We start from the raw sequence: 18,052 nt of genomic DNA on the forward strand, positions 1-18,052 counted from the left end.
GGGGAGATCGCGGCGCGGCTTTGCGAGCACGCGTTGGTGCGCGAGGCGGTGGTGGTGGCGCACGAGGGCCCCGGCGGCGAGCAGCGTCTTGTCGCCTATGTGGTGTGCGCGCCGGAAGCAGCTTCGAACGGGCTGGATGGAAGCGAGCTTGCCGGCGCCTTGCGCGCCCACCTAAGTGCGCACCTGCCGGACTACATGGTGCCATCGGCGTTCGTGCGGCTGGCGGCGCTGCCGCTGACGGTGAACGGCAAGCTCGACCGCAAGGCGCTGCCGGCGCCGGACGATGAGGCGTATGCGCATCGCGCCTATGAGCCGCCGCAAGGCGAGATCGAGACGGCGCTGGCCGAGATCTGGGCGGAGCTTCTGGGTGTGGAGCGGGTCGGACGCCACGACCACTTCTTTGCGCTCGGCGGGCACTCGCTATTGGCGGTGCAGCTGCTCAGCCGGGTCTCGCAGGCCATTGGCTTCACACTGCCGCTGACCACGCTGTTTGCCAAACCGGTGCTGGCCGATCTGGCCGCGAGTATCATGGATGAGTTGAGCCGCTCCGGCGCGCAAGACCTGCCAGCCATTGCGCCGGTGTCGCGTGAAGCGCCGCTTGTGCTGTCGTTTGCGCAGCAGCGGCTGTGGTTTTTGGCGCAGCTGGATCAGAGCAGCACGAACTATCACATTCCACTCGGGTGGCGGCTCAAGGGTGGGCTCGACCGCAGGGCCTGGCAGCGTAGCCTGGACCGTGTGTTGGCGCGCCACGAGGCGCTGCGCAGCGTGTTTGTCGCGCCGGAGGGCAAGCCCTGGGTGGAGCTGTTGCCGCAGGATGCGGGGCTGCCGGTTGTGGAGCACGATCTGCGGGACAGGCCGGATGCGGACGAGGCGCTATTGGGTCTGTGCAGGGAAGAGGCGCGCACGCCGTTCGATCTGGCGCGTGGCCCGCTGATCCGCGGCCGGCTGATACGGATCGCGGATGAGGAGCACGTCTTGCTGCTGACGCAGCATCACATTGTCTCGGATGGTTGGTCGCTGGGCGTGTTGGCGCGTGAACTCAGTCAGCTGTACCGGGCGTTCGTGGCCGGAGAAGGCGATCCGCTGCCGCCGCTTGCAATCCAGTATCCGGACTATGCCGCCTGGCAACGGCAGTGGCTGTCGGGCGCGCGGCTGCAGACCCAGGCGCAGTATTGGCGCAGCAATCTGTCCGGCGCGCCGGCCCGTCTGGCGCTGCCGACGGACCGGCCGCGGCCGGCGCAGCAGTCGTTTGCGGGGGCGACGGTCCCGATCGTCATTGATGCGGAGCTGACGCGGGAGCTGAAGCGGCTGAGCCGGCGGCATGGCACGACGCTGTTCATGACGGTGCTGGCGGCGTGGGCCGCGGTGCTGTCGCGTCTGTCGGGACAGGACGATCTTGTGATTGGCGTGCCGAGCGCCAATCGCGGGCGCCGCGAGATCGAAGAGCTGATCGGCTTCTTCGTCAACACGCTGGCGCTCCGGCTGGACCTGTCGGGCGAGCCGAGCGTGTCGGAGCTGTTGGAGCGAACGCGGCGCACGGTGCTGGCTGCGCAGGAGCATCAGGACCTGCCGTTTGAGCAGGTGGTGGAGATCGTGCAACCGCCGCGGTGTCTTGATCACACGCCGCTGTTCCAGGTGATGCTGGCCTGGCAGAACAACACCGCTCCGTGCTTCGATTTGCCCGGGCTGAGCGTAGAGGCTGCGGGGGAGGGGTTCGATCAGGTCAAGTTTGATCTGGAGCTGAACCTTGGCGAGCATGGCGAGGTCATCGCCGGAACGTTTGATTATGCGACGGCGCTGTTTGATCGGACAACGATCGAGCGGCAGCGGGGTTATCTGCTGACGCTGCTGCGGGCGATGGTTGCCGATGCGCAGCAAGAGGTGGGGCGGATTGAGCTTCTGTCGTCCGCCGAGCGGGCGTATCTGTTGGAGGAGCTGAACCGGACGGCATCGGCCTATCCGTCGGACGTGTGCATCCACGAGCTGTTCGAGGCACAGGTTCGCCGTGCGCCGGGCGCGGTGGCGGTGGTCCATAAGGAGGAGCGGCTCAGCTATCGCGAGCTCAATGCGCGGGCCAACCAGCTGGCGCATCATCTGATCGGGCTCGGGGTCAGGCCGGACCAGCCGGTGGCGATCTGNGTTGCGCGCAGCGTGGCGATGGTGGTCGGGCTGCTGGCGATCCTCAAGGCGGGCGGGGCGTACCTGCCGCTGGACCCGGCCTATCCGCCGGCGCGGCTGCGGCAGGTTCTCGACGATGCGGCGCCGCGAGTGCTGCTGGCCGATGCGGCCGGACGATCCGCGCTGGGCGCTGATGCGCTGGCCGATGTGAGCGTGGTGGATCTGGAGACGGCCATGCCGGCGTGGGCAGACCTGCCGGCGTCGGATCCGGACCCACGCGCGCTTGGGCTGACCTCGCGCCATCTCGCCTATGTGATCTACACTTCCGGCTCAACCGGGACGCCCAAGGGGGTCATGGTCGAGCATCGCGGCTTGGTCAATCTCAGCTTGGCTCAGATCGGGCTTTTTGGCGTTTGTTGCAACAGCCGCGTGGTGCAGTTCGCCTCCTTCAGTTTTGATGCAAGCGCCTCGGAGCTTGTTATGGCGTTTGGCTCGGGAGCCGCATTGCATTTGCCTGCGGATGAGCACCGTCAAGCGAGTAACAAGCTATCGGATTATCTGCGGAGCGAAGCCATCACGCATGCGACGCTGCCTCCAGCCTTGCTTCAGGGAAGCCAGAAGCTGGAAGGCTTGGGATCGCAAGTTCTCATTCTTGCTGGAGAGCTGCCCAAGGCAGAACTCGTCCGGAGTCTGGCTCCAGCATCCATTGTCAATGCTTATGGACCTACCGAAGCAACAGTTTGTGCGGCGACCTGGAGTTGCCCCGATGAGTTTGATGGGGCCATTGTCCCGATTGGCCGCCCGATTGCGAACACGCGGGTGTATCTGCTTGACGGTCATGGCGCGCCCGTCCCGTTTGGCGCGGTGGGAGAGCTTTACATTGGCGGGGCGGGGGTGGCGCGCGGCTACCTGAACCGGCCCGAGCTGACCGCGGAGCGGTTCATCGCCAGTCCCTTTGTGGACGGCGACCGGCTGTACAAGACCGGGGATCTGGCGCGCTATCTGCCGGACGGCAATCTGGAGTTTTTGGGCCGCAACGACGACCAGGTGAAGATCCGCGGCTTCCGGATCGAGCCGGGGGAGATCGCGGCGCGGCTTTGCGAGCACGCGTTGGTGCGCGAGGCGGTGGTGGTGGCGCACGAGGGCCCCGGCGGCGAGCAGCGTCTTGTCGCTTATGTGGTGTGCGCGCCGGAAGCAGCTTCGAACGGGCTGGATGGCGCTGACCTTGCCGGCGCCTTGCGCGCGCACCTAAGTGCGCACCTGCCGGACTACATGGTGCCGGCAGCGTTCGTCCGGCTGGCGGCGCTACCCTTGACGGTGAACGGCAAGCTCGACCGCAAGGCGCTGGCTGCGCCGGACGATGAGGCGTATGCGCATTCCGCCTATGAGGCGCCGCGGGGCGAGATCGAGACGGCGCTGGCCGAGATCTGGGCCGAGCTGCTCGGTGTCGAGCGGGTCGGACGCCACGACCACTTCTTTGCGCTCGGCGGGCACTCGCTGGTGGCGGTGCAGCTGATCGAGCGGCTGCGGCGGCGGTCGCTGGGGGTCGACGTGCAGACGCTGTTCGCCAGGCCGGTGCTGGCCGATCTGGCCGCGAGCCTGGGCAGTCATCAGGAGGTGGCAGTCCCGGCCAATCGGATCAGCGAACAAAGTACGGCGATCACGCCAGAGATGCTGCCGCTGATCGAGCTGACGCAGGGCGAGATCGACCGGATCCTCGCCACAGTGCCCGGCGGGGTCGGCAACGTCCAGGACATTTATGGCTTGTCGCCGCTGCAGGACGGCCTCCTGTTCCATCATCTGTTGGCTGGCCAAGGCGATCCGTACCTGCTGGTCACTCAGATGGCGTTTGCCGAGCGTGGGCTGCTGGAGCGCTATCTTTCCGCGGTGCAGCGGGTGCTGGACCGGCACGATATCCTGAGGACGTCGTTTGTCTGGGAGGGGCTGTCGCGCCCGGCCCAGGTGGTGTGGCGCCACGCACCGCTGGAGGTGAGCGAGGTCGAGCTGGACGGGTCTGCTGGTCCTGGCGCCGCGCAGCTTAAGGATCGGTTTGATCCGCGCCAGCACCGCATCGATCTTGGCCGAGCGCCCTTGTTGCGGTTTGTGATTGCGCGCGAACCCGGCAGCGCGCGCTGGCTGGTCTTGCAGCTGCTGCATCATCTGATCGGGGATCACACGACGCTGGAGGTGATGCATGCCGAGGTCCGGGCCGAGCTGGAGGGGCGGGCGCATGAGCTGATGGCGCCGCAGCCGTTCCGCAACCTGGTGGCGCAGGCGCATCTCGGCGGTGATGCCAAGGCGGATGAAGCGTTCTTCCGGGAGCTGCTGGCCGACATCGACGAGCCGACCACGCCGTTCGGCTTGCGCGAGGTGCGCGGCGACGGCAGCGGGATCAGCGAGGCGCAGCGGATGCTGCCGCNAAGGCGCTGGCTGCGCCGGACGATGAGGCGTATGCGCATTCCGCCTATGAGGCGCCGCGGGGCGAGATCGAGACGGCGCTGGCCGAGATCTGGGCGGAGCTGCTCGGTGTTGAGCGGGTCGGACGCCACGACGACTTCTTTGAACTGGGCGGGCACTCACTGCTGGCGGTGCGGCTTCTCAGTCGAGCGCTCGATGCCGGGTTCAAGTTTACCGCCGCCGATCTCTTCCAAGCTCCTGTTCTGAAGGAACTTGCATTGAAGGTTCATTTGGAGCCACAGCCCAGTAGTGCGGGAGTGATTTGTGTTCGCGCAACCGGATCGCAGCCGCCGCTGTTCTTTGTTCCCACAGGCTTAGGAGATTGTTCTTATATCCTCAACTTGGTGGAGGAAATGGACGCAGACTGTCCAATCTATGGTCTACCGTGGCCTTCTTTCAGTGAAGTTTGCTCACCAACTCTTGAAGCGATAGCCTCGCAAGTAGTTCCGGCGATCAGCGAGATACAGTCCCGGGGTCCATATCGATTTGCTGGATACTCATCAGGCGGAATATTGGCTTATGCCATAGCCGAGCACTTACTGAGCCTCAATGAAACTGTCTCATTTATGGCGTTCATTGATGTTACGTTACCCGCAAAGCCAGCCGCCATGACGCCCACCCAGATGGTATGCGAAGTGGTGCTGGAAACTCTTGAATCCCTAGAGGACGAGCACTTCAAACTATTGAAGCGCTTTGCAAGGCACAGTTCAATTGCTCAACTACTTGAGAAGGGTCATCAAATAGGAGCTATACCTCCGGATCACAATGACGCTTTGATGTACGAAAGAATTGAGCAGTTTCAAAGGGCGCTGCAGCTATATCGGGCTCCGTCGCTGCCAATTAAGATACATCAGTTTTACGCGACGGATTCTTCCGTAAGTCGTCGCGCACGACTAGACAAGAGCTCAATAGCTCCAGAGAGGAGGTCGCCGATGCGAGGCTGGGACAGGGTTTTGAGTGCAGCGGCCATTGATACAACACCGATTCCAGGCGATCACGCGACGATGATGAACACTCCAGAAAACCGCAAAGTCCTGGCACGCTCGTTATCAAGAGCCTTAAACAGCTCACCGACGAAATGATCTGAGGCCGCCGGCGAACTCGACCATTTTTGGTTAGAGTTTTTCGCGATTTCCCCGGCCGGGAGGTGCGAAGAACGATGAAGGCTCGAAGTTTTCGGGCGCCCAGAAGGCGTTCATTTTGAAGCTCCACTGGAAGTCCTTGAAGCGGCGTGCGGGTTGATCGGTCTTCTCGGCCGTAGCCCGAGCCGCCGTCAGTTCGTCCGCGATCATGGCGAGCAGCCGCGTGTTGGGTCGAGCCCGAACAGATAATCCACGTGGTTGTCCTCGCACCACGCCATCAGCGGCTCGCGCGCAAAGGTATATCGGCTTCGCGCTTATGTCGGTGTTAACCACACGGACCAACTTGAGATACCGCTTCCTCACAAAGCGGCTATTCATGTATTCGCCACTATCGAAAAATGGACAACAAACGCTCTAAAACGCAGTGCTTGGACCATCTCGCGCCAGCTCTGGTGGGGTCATCGCATCCCGGCTTGGTTCGGTCCGGATGGCGCCATCTTCGTCCAGGAGACCGAAGAGAAAGCCAAAGCTCAGGCTCGCGCGCACTATGGCCATGACGAGCCGCTCACTCAAGACGGGGACGTGCTCGACACTTGGTTTGCCTCGGCGCTGTGGCCGTTCTCGACCCTTGGCTGGCCCGAAAAGACAGGTGATCTTGAGTGCTTCTATTCGGTGATCCCTGGCGCTTGTGCTGCTGATGACGCTGTTCTTCTGAGCGGAAATCAGGCGCCCTTCGTTTCCAGCTTCAATACTCGATTCGGCGTACCTTGCCGCGATGTCAGAGGCAGATCAAACTCGAGTAGATGGTGGCCGGCATGGCCTCGGCCCCACGAAGCACATCACCGCTGTCGATCGTGCGCGCGCCGCGGTCGCGGCCCGTCGAGCAGGCCTTCGAAGGGATGGCGCAGCGCGGCGAAGTGCGTGAGTAGAATGCTGCCTTCAAGGAAGCCGGAGCGTGGACGCGACCCTCCGCTATGCGACCTTCATCTCGGCTAAAAAAGCTGCCATGATCGAGGAGCTCGCGCGGCGAGAGCAGGACTTAGGATTTGAGCCAGTGGGCGGGCTCACCGAGTGAGAAGTGTGACCTCAATTCCGACTTTGAAGTTACCATGTCGGCAAGTAGGTAGGGGTGGACGGCCGGAGAAGCTGTCTGGAGGGGGGCGTTCAATGACACGATGGTCCGCTATGGCCTTGGGGCAAGGCATGCGAGTCGCGGGCGGTGCTGACCACGCAAGCCTAACATTCCTCATCCGGCATCCCATGGATGATGGACGAGAACTGGCCAACTATGTCGCGCATGCGATCACAATGCGATCCGAAAAAGCGCGGGTAACGGCACTCACCTCGGTTCGTGAGAACCCAGGAAGAGAGTTCCCGGCGCGAATGCATCCGGTGCCCGGGCGTAGTCTCGTCAGCTTCTCGAAAGCTTCTCCGAATACGGACTAACCCACTGATGTGATCCTGGACGGGAGACTGGCATGGACTCGCACAATTTCGACATAGCCAACACAGGACCTCCACCATCGGTACAGCACGCCGTCAGACGATCGGCAGCCGAACCACGCGGGAAATCGCCTTTGAGCTGCAATTGGATGCGGCGCGCGGGAACGATTCCGCTGGCCTTGCCCGACGCTCCCGCCGCAAACCGCCGCCGAATGTGTCCACGCTGATTTTGATTAGAGTCGCGAGATGATGAGCGGTGCCAATACTCGACGAAAACTGTCACGGTTGACCGCTTAGAACTATCTTCAAATGCTTTACAAGGTGGCTCGTTTCCCCGGCGAGCGCGACCAGTCGCTCGAAGCCGGTGATGACAATGCACGAAATCGGCTCTCTAACACCCTGTAGGTATGGCTTTGCGGGCGCTTCAAGAACAGCGCGGAGGTTCATCAGCAGTCAAGGTCAGGCGCGCGCGTGCCGCGGCTTCGGCGAGGTGTCGGGCGCACACCTGTTGCTCCCACTGAGGCGATCTGGCAGCGGCTAAGTAGACGAGCCTCAATCGGAGCGCATCGGATCGCCTTCGACAGCTCTTAGCGCCAGCGGCGGTGAACAGCCCATGTCCTTCGCGGGCGCTCGACCTCGATCTTGCCGCCGTGAAAGCCGATCGCCCCCGCGTTCGTCCAACGACGTGTGGCTACAAATCTTGCTGTGCGCCTTCCTGGCTGAACGGCGGCTTCGGTGACAGGTGTCCCTGGGCGCGCCTGTCACTTCTTGTAGTGCGGCTCTTCGATCAAAGATCGATGTGACGCAGCGTCGCGATTCACGCGCAGTTGTTGATGCCGAAAATCGGGGCCGGTTGGGCACTCTCTCAGTGTGAGAACGCTGAGAAGCTGTTTGGATTTTGGACTAACGCTTCGTCTTGTTCGCGCATAGGCAAGGTGCTGCTGCGCAATTGCAACGTTCAGGCCTCCTGCGTCTTATAAATGTCATCTTGCGCGGGCCACTGACGCGCGCGGCGACTCGATCGAGCCAGCGCTCAATACCAGACAAGGCACGCGGCAAGGATGCGCGTGACAAAGCACGAGCAGGTCAATGACGAAGCGTTTTCGCAACTGGGCCCTATTATCCATACTCGCCTCCATCGTTGTCTGCCCCGCCGCAAAAGCGCAAGACCGCCGGACTATCGTCGAACCTGTTGCACCTGATACGGTCTGCGATCGCCCTGTGCCTTCCGGCAAGAACGATACAGTTGGCTTACAGGACGCCATTGAACATTGCCCCGCCGGCGCTGCAGTTTATCTCGGGCGCGGCGAGTTTCACTCAGGTCCACTCGAGATGAAATCGGGCGTGACCTTATGGGTCGGACGCGGTGCGACACTGATCGCCATCCCTGAACCTGCTGCTTACGACAAGGGCCTCGGACAATGTGGTCGCATTGCGGAAAAGGGCGACGGTTGCCGGCCACTCATCAGCTTTTCTAAAACGCGCGGCGGCGGCATCTACGGAGAGGGCATCATCGATGGTCAGGGCGGCGCAATGATTGGTGGCGGCGCGGAAACTTGGTGGCAGCTAGCCCGCCGCGCCCAAGCCCAGGGCGGCAATCAGAACGCCCCACGCTTGATCCAGATCGATCATGCGCAGAACATCACGTTCTCTGGTGTCACTTTGCGCAACGCCGCCAATTTTCATGTCGCGATGAACCGGGTTGAAGGTGCCACGTTTTGGGGCCTCACGATCGATTCGCCGGCGGATGCCCGCAACACCGATGGCATCGATGTTGGCGCCAGTCAGGATGTGACCATCACCCACAGCCTGATCCGTACGGGTGATGACAACGTCGCAATCAAGGCCGGCGACAATGGCTCAAGCAGCCATATCTCAATCATTGATAATTATTTCGGCTGGGGGCATGGCATGTCGATCGGCAGCGAGGTGAATTCCGGGGCCAGAGACATATTGGTGCATAATCTGACGCTGGATGGTACGACGTCGGGCCTGCGCATCAAGAGTGATGTTAGTCGAGGCGGTCTGGTCGAGAGCGTGACCTATGAGTACGTGTGCCTGAGGGGCAACCGGTGGCCGCTGGCTTTCGATACAAAATATGATCCGCGCGCTCAAGGCACGAGGATTCCGGTCTATCGGCAAATCGTTCTCCGTCATGTGCATGGCGACACTGGTGTGCTGCTGATGCGCGGCGTAGACGAGCGGCATGCCCTGGACGTGACACTCGAAGATGTCCGATTTGCCAGTTCCGCGACTTGGCAACTTGAACATGCGAAGGTCACCGCAAATCACTCTGACGTATGGCCCCCGCTGCCCGGGCGAGCTACACAACCGCTGCTGCGCGGATCGGAGGTATGTTCCAGGGCATTCCGCGACGTCAATCGGTAACACTACACCCGGCGCCGAACACAGGTGGTGAGTTCCGCATCTGGGGCCAAAAGGTGCGGACGAGGCCGGGCTCATGTCCCGAGTTGGTGCAACTGGCCGACGGTTTTGCAAGGCCAGAAATGTCAACGTGACGTGCAGGTTCTGATTTGGCGATGAAAATCTCGTGTCGATGCGCGGCGGCTATCCCGCTGAGAAACGAAGTGTAAAATCACATGCGAATTTTCATTTCCTCGGCTGCACTTCTGGCGGGATGTTTCTGCATCCCCGCGGCGTACGCTCATCCACCGTTGGTTTCGCATGCCGGAAATGCAGACTATCACTCCGTGCAGCAAGCCATCGACGCGTTGCCGGCGGAAGGCGGAAGTATCCGGATCGCGCCGGGCGTCTATCGCGAGAAGGTCAAAATCTCCAAATCCGGTATTCATATCGAAGGGACTGGCAGGAAGCCGGAGGATACGGTCATTGTGTATGGCGACGGCGCGATCAATGTAGGAGGAACCGCCCGTTCGGCCACGCTGGATGCCGCTGGCGATAACTTCCGGCTCGAGAATCTGACAATCCAGAACGACTACGCCCTCGATCCGGCCAATCCACCTTCGCAGGCGGTAGCGCTGTCCGTTACCGGAGATAGGGACGTCATTACGCGCGTCCGCCTGCTCGGCGCCCAGGACACGCTGTTTGCCGGCAAGGGACCAAACGGCAGAATGTCACGACAATACTTCTCGAACTGCTACATCGAAGGGCATGTCGATTTCATATTTGGTAACGCCAAGGCTTGGTTCTGGCAATGTGAGTTGCACGGCATCGCCAATCAAGCGGTCATCTATACTGCTCAGAGCAAGGCAACGCCGGACGAGGACAGTGGCTATGTTTTTGATCATTGCAGGCTAAGTGCCGACCCTGCTGCGCGCTATATCGCACTTGGCCGCCCCTGGCGTCCCTACGCCACCGTGGTCTTCCTGTCCGCGAAAATAGATGCCCCTGTGATCGCGGAAGGGTGGCGCGAATGGACGCCCGGTAAGACCAATATGTTGAAGACAAGCTATTATGCTGAATATAGATCCTTCGGCGTCGGGGCTAACCCCTCAGGCCGCGAGCCTCATTCTCATCAACTGACAGATGGCGAGGCTGCGAGATGGTCGCTGAGCGTGTTCTTCGAGGGTGTCACAGATTGGCTGCCAATGAACCATCAGGATGGAACAAAGAGCAACGTTCACGGTGAAGGGGTTCGACGACGATCCTCGGATGAATGACGGGAGGGAGCCTGATTGTAATGGAGCGTCTTGTACAGCAAGCCAACTGCCGCCAGAGTCACACCGACAGAAGGGGTGGGCGCGTTGAAGAGCGACATCATTTCTCGGGTGTGTCGAAGTCAATATAATCAGATGCAAGAGTCGAGACGGCCCCGAGCAGGTGCTGACGAACCTGGATGCAGTATAGCCTCCTGCAGCAAAGGTGGCTTCACAGGGCGAGGTCTCGCGCGTCACCGACGTTGACGTTGATAGCGCAGAGACATGGGAAGCCCGTCCTATCATGGCGTCGAGTGTGGAGGAAATCACGCGGCATGCAGTTCGCCCGGTCTTAGTGCGCGATTGAAGAATTTCTTCGTGCGTTCGTTTCCATATTCGCGCACTGCGCGGCGCAGGCGACGACGGTCAGACGACATGGCGCGCTGCTCAACACGCTTGAGAACCTCGTCCTTGGCTTCGGCAAGCTGATCAACGTTGTTGACAAGATCAACAAGCAGAAACTCCTTGGTCAGAGATTTTGGAAAGCGCGGCTTCAAGCGGAAGGCAAACTCGCGATTGCCGAGCTGAAACACGCCGTGGCGCTTGTGATTGTAGACGACGGTCTTGTCATAAAGCTGCGTCGTCCCCACGCGCAGGCATAGGCGTTGGGGGAAGCTAGCACAAACGTATCTTCCTTCAGAAATGCGCTCACGACATCCTTATCAGAAGCGGGCGCCGGGCCGAATGCCGTTTCCTTCGGATAGGCATAGAGACCTCCTGAGAGTTTCTTGAGCGTGCCCTGCTCGACCAACTGCCTGAGATGTCGATCGACAGACGTCGACCAACGGGCCAGATCCGCACGACGATAGGCGTGGCCCGGTTTCAGGTGACGTTTGAGTTCCTCAAGCTTGCTCATGACCGCCACTTTAGTCCAAAAGCGTCCAATTTGAAGTTTTCTCATTAAAAAATCATGCAAATGCCCCCACTGGAGCTAAACGATTCTACCCGGTTCACCCGCAAGCTGGATTGCTTCGCTCATCAGTCGCAAACTGAGCAACTCTGAGGTTCTGCAGCGGCACTCGTCAGCTGATCGACAGGTAAGCCTGCTAAGGGCAGGACGTTACGCTACCCCGTTGACTGTCCTACCGGACTTAACTGTCAACGAAAGGCAGCAAGCTCGCAGCAGTATCGATCGATTTGCCGCAGTCGGCTCGTGTGAATGTGCACCCACTTAAGTCGGGCGGGAGCCGCAGAGCACGTGCACGGGCGGTCGAATGATCAACGCGCTGCGCTACCGCCTGCTTCGTGAGCTTGAGAAGCGGGGGGATTCTTGTTCTGACGATGGAGAAATTGATGAACACGGGACAGGCACTGTTGAGTGCAGGTTCTTCCTCCGCGCCTTCTGAAGACGCGGACCAGGAAAGCTACCTCGGCGGCTTCAATCGTGCCGTCGCGAATTTGATCGAAACCTTGACAGGTTATCGGACCCCAGCCTCCGCGCGCGCGCAGATCCTGGACAATTGGGTTGCCGAAGAGGGGCAGGGCGAGGCCGAGAATAGGCGACAGGGGCGCAGACGAATCAGGAATTCGGATAACACAGGCTCGCACTCGCTGGATTTGTCCTCGCTCTCGCTAACCGCGCTGCCCGCCGCGCTCCCGCCTAGGTTGCTGGAACTGCGCGCCAGGCACAACGAGCTAAGCAGCCTGCCCGCTATGTTCCCACCCGGTCTCCAGCATCTTCTCGTTGGCCATAATCGCTTGACCAGTTTGCCGGACGATCTTCCGGCGACCCTCTCTGAGCTGGAGATCGCTGATAACAGCTTGACCAGTCTGCCGGCAAACCTTCCGGCCGGGCTCCAGATCCTGAACGCAAACGACAACCGGCTAACCAGCCTGCCGGACGCTCTCCCGAGCGGGCTCACCTCGCTTGCGGTCAGTGGCAATCAGCTGACCGACCTCCCCGAGTCCCTCCCTTCGTGGCTCATAGAACTCGATGTCAGCGGCAATCAATTGGCCGACCTGCCCGGCCCTCTTCCGAGCACGCTGCAATCACTCAATGTCAGCGGTAACCGGCTGACCAGCCTGCCTGAAGGGCTACTAGAAGCTCTTGTACCGCATAATAGTCTTTACTACCCTCATCTGGAGAGCCTCGACTTCCGGGATAACCCGCTGCCGGACGACGTCCTCGGTCATCTGGCGGCGGCTGAAGCGCCACCGCAGCTTGCGCAGCAATCCCTGCATGAGGCGGCCGCACACTGGCTCGCAGACGATCCGGCCGTTCTGGCCGAATGGCAGCACTTTGCGGATGAGCCCGGCGCCCAAGACTACGCACAGTTCCTGGAGAGGCTACGAGGCACCGTGAACTACGGCAATGACGAATTTCGGCAGGCAGTGGCTGATGATCTGCGGCAGGCGGCCACCAATCCGACATTGCGCGAGCAGCTCTTTGCGCAGGCGTCCGAGGCCAACGAGAGCTGCGAGGATCGTGTCACCTTGCATTGGAATGGTATGCAGACCGCGCGCCTCAACGCTGACGTCGAGGACGGGGTATATGACGATCGGCTTGGCGATCTGATCCAGCGCGGCCGAGTCGCATTCCGTTTGGAGACGTTGGACGAGATCGCGCGCGACAGAATCAACTCGCTCGCCAACGGCAACCCGAACGTAGACGACATCGGAGTCTACCTGGCCTATCAACATCGGTTGCGCGAGCCGCTGGAGCTCAGTCATGTCGCCCCTGACATGCGCTTCCTGGCGGTGTCTCACGTAAGCGAGGATGATGCGACGGAGGCGCTCGACCTGATCCGGGAGCGGGAAGCAAGCCAGTTCACCGACTACATGGCAAGCCGCTGGCAACCCTGGGAGACGGTGCTGAGGCGCATCGCTCCGGACGAATATGCCGCGATGCAAGACCGGCTCGTCGAGGCCATGGGCGAGGAGTTTCAGAGCCGCTTGGATCAGCGACTGACCGAGCATGGACTTCTCGGCGATCCGGATGCCGAGCGGGTGCTCGGCGCCCACGTCCGAAACGAGATCGGTGGCGAGATCAAACGCGCGGTCATGCACCGTGTGCTCGCAGAGCGCGGCCTCAAACTATGAGGCTCCCAAACCGCGGCTGAGATATTTATCATTGCTCTGCGGGCGGTACGCTAAGATTGATCGTGAAGCCGCGCCCATCACTGCCAAGGTGCTTTTGCACCTTGCAAAGTGCGCTGCTTTCGATGAGGCGCCTGTCGGCGACGCGCGAGGCGAGGACATATCTGCGTCCCGTCGAAAGCCGCTTCGGGACGAGAGCTCAGTCGGTCGAAAAGTTGTTGAGGAGACCAAGGCGCGCAGCGGTGAAATCATCGTATGGAGGCGTTGCCTGCCAACCAGCTCGGTTTGACGAGGCCGCTGACTGTTCGGCAGGTTGACTTCGGGGGCTTCCCGCGAGCTCCATGTTGGCAAGCAAGTTGTGGAGTTCAAGCATGCACCGCGTCGGTAGCGTGCGATGGCTAAGCCGTCGTGCAGGTGAGGTCGTGCGCGCGCTCGAGCGGGGCGATTCCGAGATTGCACGAGAAGCCTTGCGGTCCCTCAGTCAAAGAGACTGAGCCCGATTGAAGTGAGCGAATCGAAGTCTGCCGGATCTTCATTGACAACTTGGCTTGTCAGGGCCCGTAAGCGAACTGCGCGCTGGATAAACTTTAAACCTATCCGGTCCCGAGAGGCGCTCACCGTTACTGCTGCGAACTCAGGACGGCCTACGCATCTTCTCAAAAAAAATGTTGGGGCGTTTTGATGCCTGAACGCGCTCGTCGCCACTGGGCGAGAATCTCGTCTTCAAGGGCGGAACGTCCCTTTCGAAGGCTGACGGCGCAGTTCGCCGTTTCCCGGACGACGTGGATCTCACATACGGCGTTCGAGCAATAGCTCCGGACCTGGCGAAACACAGCGAGGACAATCCCTCAGAACCGCAGTCAAAGCAAAAAAATGGAACTCCAAGGCACGAGAACGCCTCCCGGTTCGCGTGAAGGGAAAGACGTTGTGCGTCATCAATGAGCGCCTACAACAGGACAAGCTCACTACCAAAGTTGATGCCAACGACAACAAGATGCTCGTCACGTATGGTCCATTGGAGGCTGGTAGCGGCTATGTGAGTCCCGCCGTGATACTCGACTTGGCGCACGATCGACCGGCGGTCCATTGTTATATTGGTCGACCAATTTCGTAAGCTCGAAGACGAGGCCGGCGAAGAGGTGCGACAAGATTGGAGCAACCCGTCCGTCGTCAGGCTGGTGCCGATCCGAGGCCGGTCTCGCGCGCAGCAATATCCTGATCTCGTCAGCTTTTAGAAAGGTTGCGGCTACAACAATCGAGAATCTGAAGAGCTGCTATCTCGCCGTAATCCAGGCCGTACGGATTGCTGCAGGGTCTATACAAACATGAGGAGAACAGGATGGATCCGGTTGACCCATTCTTCGATTCAGGAGCCTGGATGCGGGAGTACGCCGCGCTGCAGGGGCGGGCGGGGCAGCGACGCAGCGACTCAAGCGAGCAAGGCGACTTTGAGAAGCGGATGGAGGATTTGCATCTCGATCCGTCTGATCAAAGCAAGTCAACTTCACCTGATCGGCCTCCCACAGGAGGTGGTCGAGCAGTCCGGCGGGACGATTTCGGCGGTTCGATGCGGGTGCCGCCGCACTCCGCTTTCAGGGCGGGTGCGCTAGGCGGCACGCGCCGGAGCGTAGACATTCCCAGCTTTCAGCTTCCCGCTTCGGCGCAAGTGCCGCAGTCCAGTTTGCGAGATGATCTGTTCAGCAGCGCACGCTACAGCTTTCCGGACGCCGAGTCTGCGTCGGCCAAGAGCGAAAAAAGCCGCGGATTATGGTCACGCTTCAAGTCGGGAATCGGCAAGGCCCTTGGCGGGAGCGGCAGCGGAAAGTCGTCGCGCGACGCGGGTCAATCTGACGTATTTTCGACGAATTTACGAATTGATTACGCTAGGCAGCCCGGTCGGACCCGCGGGGTCTCTGCGGCCGATGAGGAGCTTATTGAAGATTTCCGGAACAGGGCGGGTAACCTCAGCGATGGCACCATCAGGAATGCGGCAGCCGATTTGCGTCATTTGAGCGCGCGCCTGAGCGACGCCGGCAGGCCCTCGATCGCCGATCGAATTCGCCGGGAATTGGAAAACGCGCAGCTGGAAAATCCCGAGGTGGAAAACCACCAGTTGGAAGCTGAGCTCGATGAGGACGTCAACACATACGCAAAGGACCGCGGCAGGCGCATCAAGGCGGCCCTGAAGAAGCTTCGTGAAGTCGGTGCCGGAAACACCTTGGCAGCCGATCTCCGCCGGCTGGCTCCTCATGCTGAGGACGCAACCCTCATCCGCATGTGGGCGGCCGCGGAAAAGGCAACAGACAGGATCGATCCAAAGACGATCGACAGGCAAACTCGCCGCATGTTCAGGCTGAGTGAGTGGCTGCAGACGCATGACAGACAGCCGATCGCCGGCCGACTTTCCACCCCTGGGCTCGCTCAGGACGTCGAGGAGTACAAGCACGAGACCGGGGACAGCAAGATCAATGCTGATCTGGTGAGGCTTGGGCTCTACCAGCAAATCCTTGAGGCGAACAGGGCACTTGGATTGCCGCCTCCTGAGGACCCGGGTCAGCCTTCTGCGGAAGCTGCTCGGCAGGCCCACTCGCCACAGGACCCTCCCGCAACGCCAGCCACGCCGAGCGCGGGAGCTTGGGAATGGCTTGGAGATCAAATGCACGGATCTGGCTCATCGATGCCGGCGCCGCAAAGCGGATGGCAAGCCAGCTCGTCCCAGCTGCTTCCCGCAACGCCTGCGACGCCGAGCGCCGGAGCCTGGGATTGGCTTGGTGAGCAGATCCACGGACCCGCCTCACCGGTGCCAGCGCCGCACTGGGGCGCGCAGGCTCATCTGCCGCTCGAGCTTCCTGCCACTCCGGCCACCCCGAGCCAGGGAGCCTGGGCCTGGCTGGGGCAACAGATGCAAGAGCCCGCATCGCCATCATCCGTGAGGCCCCGATCGTCAAACATCTACGGCGGTCTCGACTCCTTCGTTGATCTGGATCCGCCCACGCCGCACGATTTGCGTGACGATGCGCGCTCTGCGCCGGCACCTGAATTTGCAGCCGCCTCGTCGTTCGCAGGACCGCCGGGGGCGGCTCCGGAGCTGCGGGATATTGGAGCGATCGTTGGCGCCAACTGGCGCCACGGCTCCCAGGCGGCTTCAGACGTGTTGATCGATGTATTGGGCAACATCAATTTGCTGCCAAACCAGTTCGGGCCAAGTCAGTTTGCGATCAATGGGGAGCGCTATTCCGCGACGTTCGGACCGCGAGGCAGCATGGATGTTCGCCTGATCCATCATCCTCGCGTGAGCCAGCCGGATGAACCCGGCCCGTCTCAATCGCTCCATCGTCCCCGGCCGATCGTGCCAGCCGCGCAATCCGGTGAGGGCCGCATTGATCTTGGCTATCTGATCCGCGGGCGATGGGAGCACCGAGAGCGATTCCTGCCACCTTACCTTGTCCGCGTCCTGGAGGGCCAAGGCATCCTGCCGCAGGCGGGGCAGCCAACCCATTTCGATATCCGCGGAGTGCCTTACAGGGGCGAATTGGTGGAAAGCGAAGGCCGCCAGCGCGTACGCATTTATCCTGAACGTGGCTGAAGAGGCAGCAGGGCCTGCAATCAGGCTTTCGGCGGGGCAGCTCGCGTAAGGCGTTCTATGGCGAGGCTTTTGGCAGGCGATGGACGGTTGCAGGGGCACGGCCTGAACCGTTCAGCCTCCTCTTTGTAGAATCTGCCAGGCGATTCTACGAATTTGCTGCATGTCGGGACCCGCTTTCTGCATCCCTGATCCTTTCACATAGTCCGCCAATTCTTGTCTTGGAAACCGCAGCTACTACAGATCCAACGCATTCGTGATCGACGGAGCACCGCGCCGAGTGCAGGCAATGGACAAGCGCCAAGAACATGGCCACGAAACGAAAGTTTGCTGACGAAGGCTTTTCCTGATTGCGGCCCAAATTCCTCGGCGGGCGCTGTACTTCGCAACCTGCATAGCTTAAGCCTTCATGCGCAGTTCAGTATTGAGCTATGCAAAGTCTCCTCGCGCGCTCTGCAAACGCCTGGTCCGCTCGGGAGCAGAGTGCAAGGTCCCGCTGGACTGGGGAAGCCGATGAAAGCGAGCTTGGTGCGACAAAAATCGATAAACCATCGTATAGCTCGCTTCCCCTTTCCTTTCGGTCTTATCGCAGAGTCAGCTATTGGAGCGTCGACTCTCGGTGGCAATTGTCTCCGCTGCCTGTCATCGGATAGCTC

At 60.9% G+C, this 18,052-nt stretch carries 8 protein-coding genes and 2 pseudogenes; 8 read left to right on the top strand and 2 right to left on the bottom strand.

The genetic code is table 11. From position 1 onward, the window contains the following. Positions 1-4,782, top strand: a 4,782-nt coding sequence (locus YU9_RS44205) for a non-ribosomal peptide synthetase (RefSeq protein ID WP_156952415.1), incomplete at its 5' end; no start/stop codon positions are given. Beyond that, a pseudogene (locus tag YU9_RS51390) lies at positions 4,674-5,657 on the top strand (thioesterase domain-containing protein); the annotation flags it as partial. The gene YU9_RS44205 and the pseudogene YU9_RS51390, both read left to right, overlap by 109 nt. 33 nt (positions 5,658-5,690) lie before the next feature. Here YU9_RS51390 and YU9_RS49510 read toward each other — a convergent pair. Further along, positions 5,691-5,867: a hypothetical protein gene (locus YU9_RS49510; RefSeq protein WP_198028392.1), complete on the bottom strand. Its 177-nt coding sequence runs from the start codon at positions 5,865-5,867 to the stop codon at positions 5,691-5,693. Between the two features lie 177 nt (positions 5,868-6,044). Between YU9_RS49510 and YU9_RS50915 the strand changes: the two are divergent. From YU9_RS50915 to YU9_RS0139595, 3 genes and pseudogenes are all read left to right on the top strand, one after another. Continuing rightward, positions 6,045-6,326 (top strand): annotated as a pseudogene (locus tag YU9_RS50915) (class I tRNA ligase family protein); the annotation flags it as partial. Between the two features lie 1,863 nt (positions 6,327-8,189). Beyond that, entirely contained in the window at positions 8,190-9,488 is a 1,299-nt protein-coding gene (locus tag YU9_RS0139590; protein WP_027577616.1) for a glycoside hydrolase family 28 protein, read from the top strand. A 212-nt stretch (positions 9,489-9,700) separates the two neighbouring features. Then, positions 9,701-10,741, top strand: a complete 1,041-nt coding sequence (locus YU9_RS0139595; RefSeq protein WP_027577617.1) for a pectinesterase family protein — start codon at positions 9,701-9,703, stop codon at positions 10,739-10,741. Between the two features lie 302 nt (positions 10,742-11,043). Here YU9_RS0139595 and YU9_RS50620 read toward each other — a convergent pair whose 3' ends face one another. Continuing rightward, positions 11,044-11,367, bottom strand: coding sequence for a hypothetical protein (locus YU9_RS50620; protein WP_245266747.1), 324 nt, complete (start codon positions 11,365-11,367; stop codon positions 11,044-11,046). Between the two features lie 703 nt (positions 11,368-12,070). Between YU9_RS50620 and nopM the strand changes: the two genes are divergently transcribed. From nopM to YU9_RS44990, 3 genes are all read left to right on the top strand, one after another. Further along, positions 12,071-13,816, top strand: coding sequence for a T3SS effector NEL-type E3 ubiquitin ligase NopM (nopM, locus tag YU9_RS0139605; RefSeq protein ID WP_027577618.1), 1,746 nt, complete (start codon positions 12,071-12,073; stop codon positions 13,814-13,816). Positions 13,817-14,517: 701 nt separating this feature from the next. Continuing rightward, positions 14,518-14,727, top strand: a complete 210-nt coding sequence (locus YU9_RS51395; RefSeq protein ID WP_084299238.1) for a nucleotidyl transferase AbiEii/AbiGii toxin family protein — start codon at positions 14,518-14,520, stop codon at positions 14,725-14,727. A 425-nt stretch (positions 14,728-15,152) separates the two neighbouring features. After that, complete coding sequence (locus tag YU9_RS44990) at positions 15,153-17,399, top strand: hypothetical protein (protein ID WP_027577619.1); 2,247 nt, start codon at positions 15,153-15,155, stop codon at positions 17,397-17,399. The last annotated feature ends 653 nt before the right edge of the window (positions 17,400-18,052 follow it).

This window comes from Bradyrhizobium sp. WSM1743 (assembly GCF_000473065.1).
Lineage (GTDB): Bacteria > Pseudomonadota > Alphaproteobacteria > Rhizobiales > Xanthobacteraceae > Bradyrhizobium.

What these genes read in the sequence shown, in the direction of transcription:
- YU9_RS0139595 (WP_027577617.1), top strand. Translation starts at nt 9,701, where the DNA reads ATGCGAATTTTCATTTCCTCGGCTGCACTTCTGGCGGGATGTTTCTGC.
- nopM (WP_027577618.1), top strand. Translation starts at nt 12,071, where the DNA reads ATGAACACGGGACAGGCACTGTTGAGTGCAGGTTCTTCCTCCGCGCCT.
- YU9_RS44990 (WP_027577619.1), top strand. Translation starts at nt 15,153, where the DNA reads ATGGATCCGGTTGACCCATTCTTCGATTCAGGAGCCTGGATGCGGGAG.
- YU9_RS49510 (WP_198028392.1), bottom strand. Translation starts at nt 5,867, where the DNA reads ATGATCGCGGACGAACTGACGGCGGCTCGGGCTACGGCCGAGAAGACC.
- YU9_RS0139590 (WP_027577616.1), top strand. Translation starts at nt 8,190, where the DNA reads ATGACGAAGCGTTTTCGCAACTGGGCCCTATTATCCATACTCGCCTCC.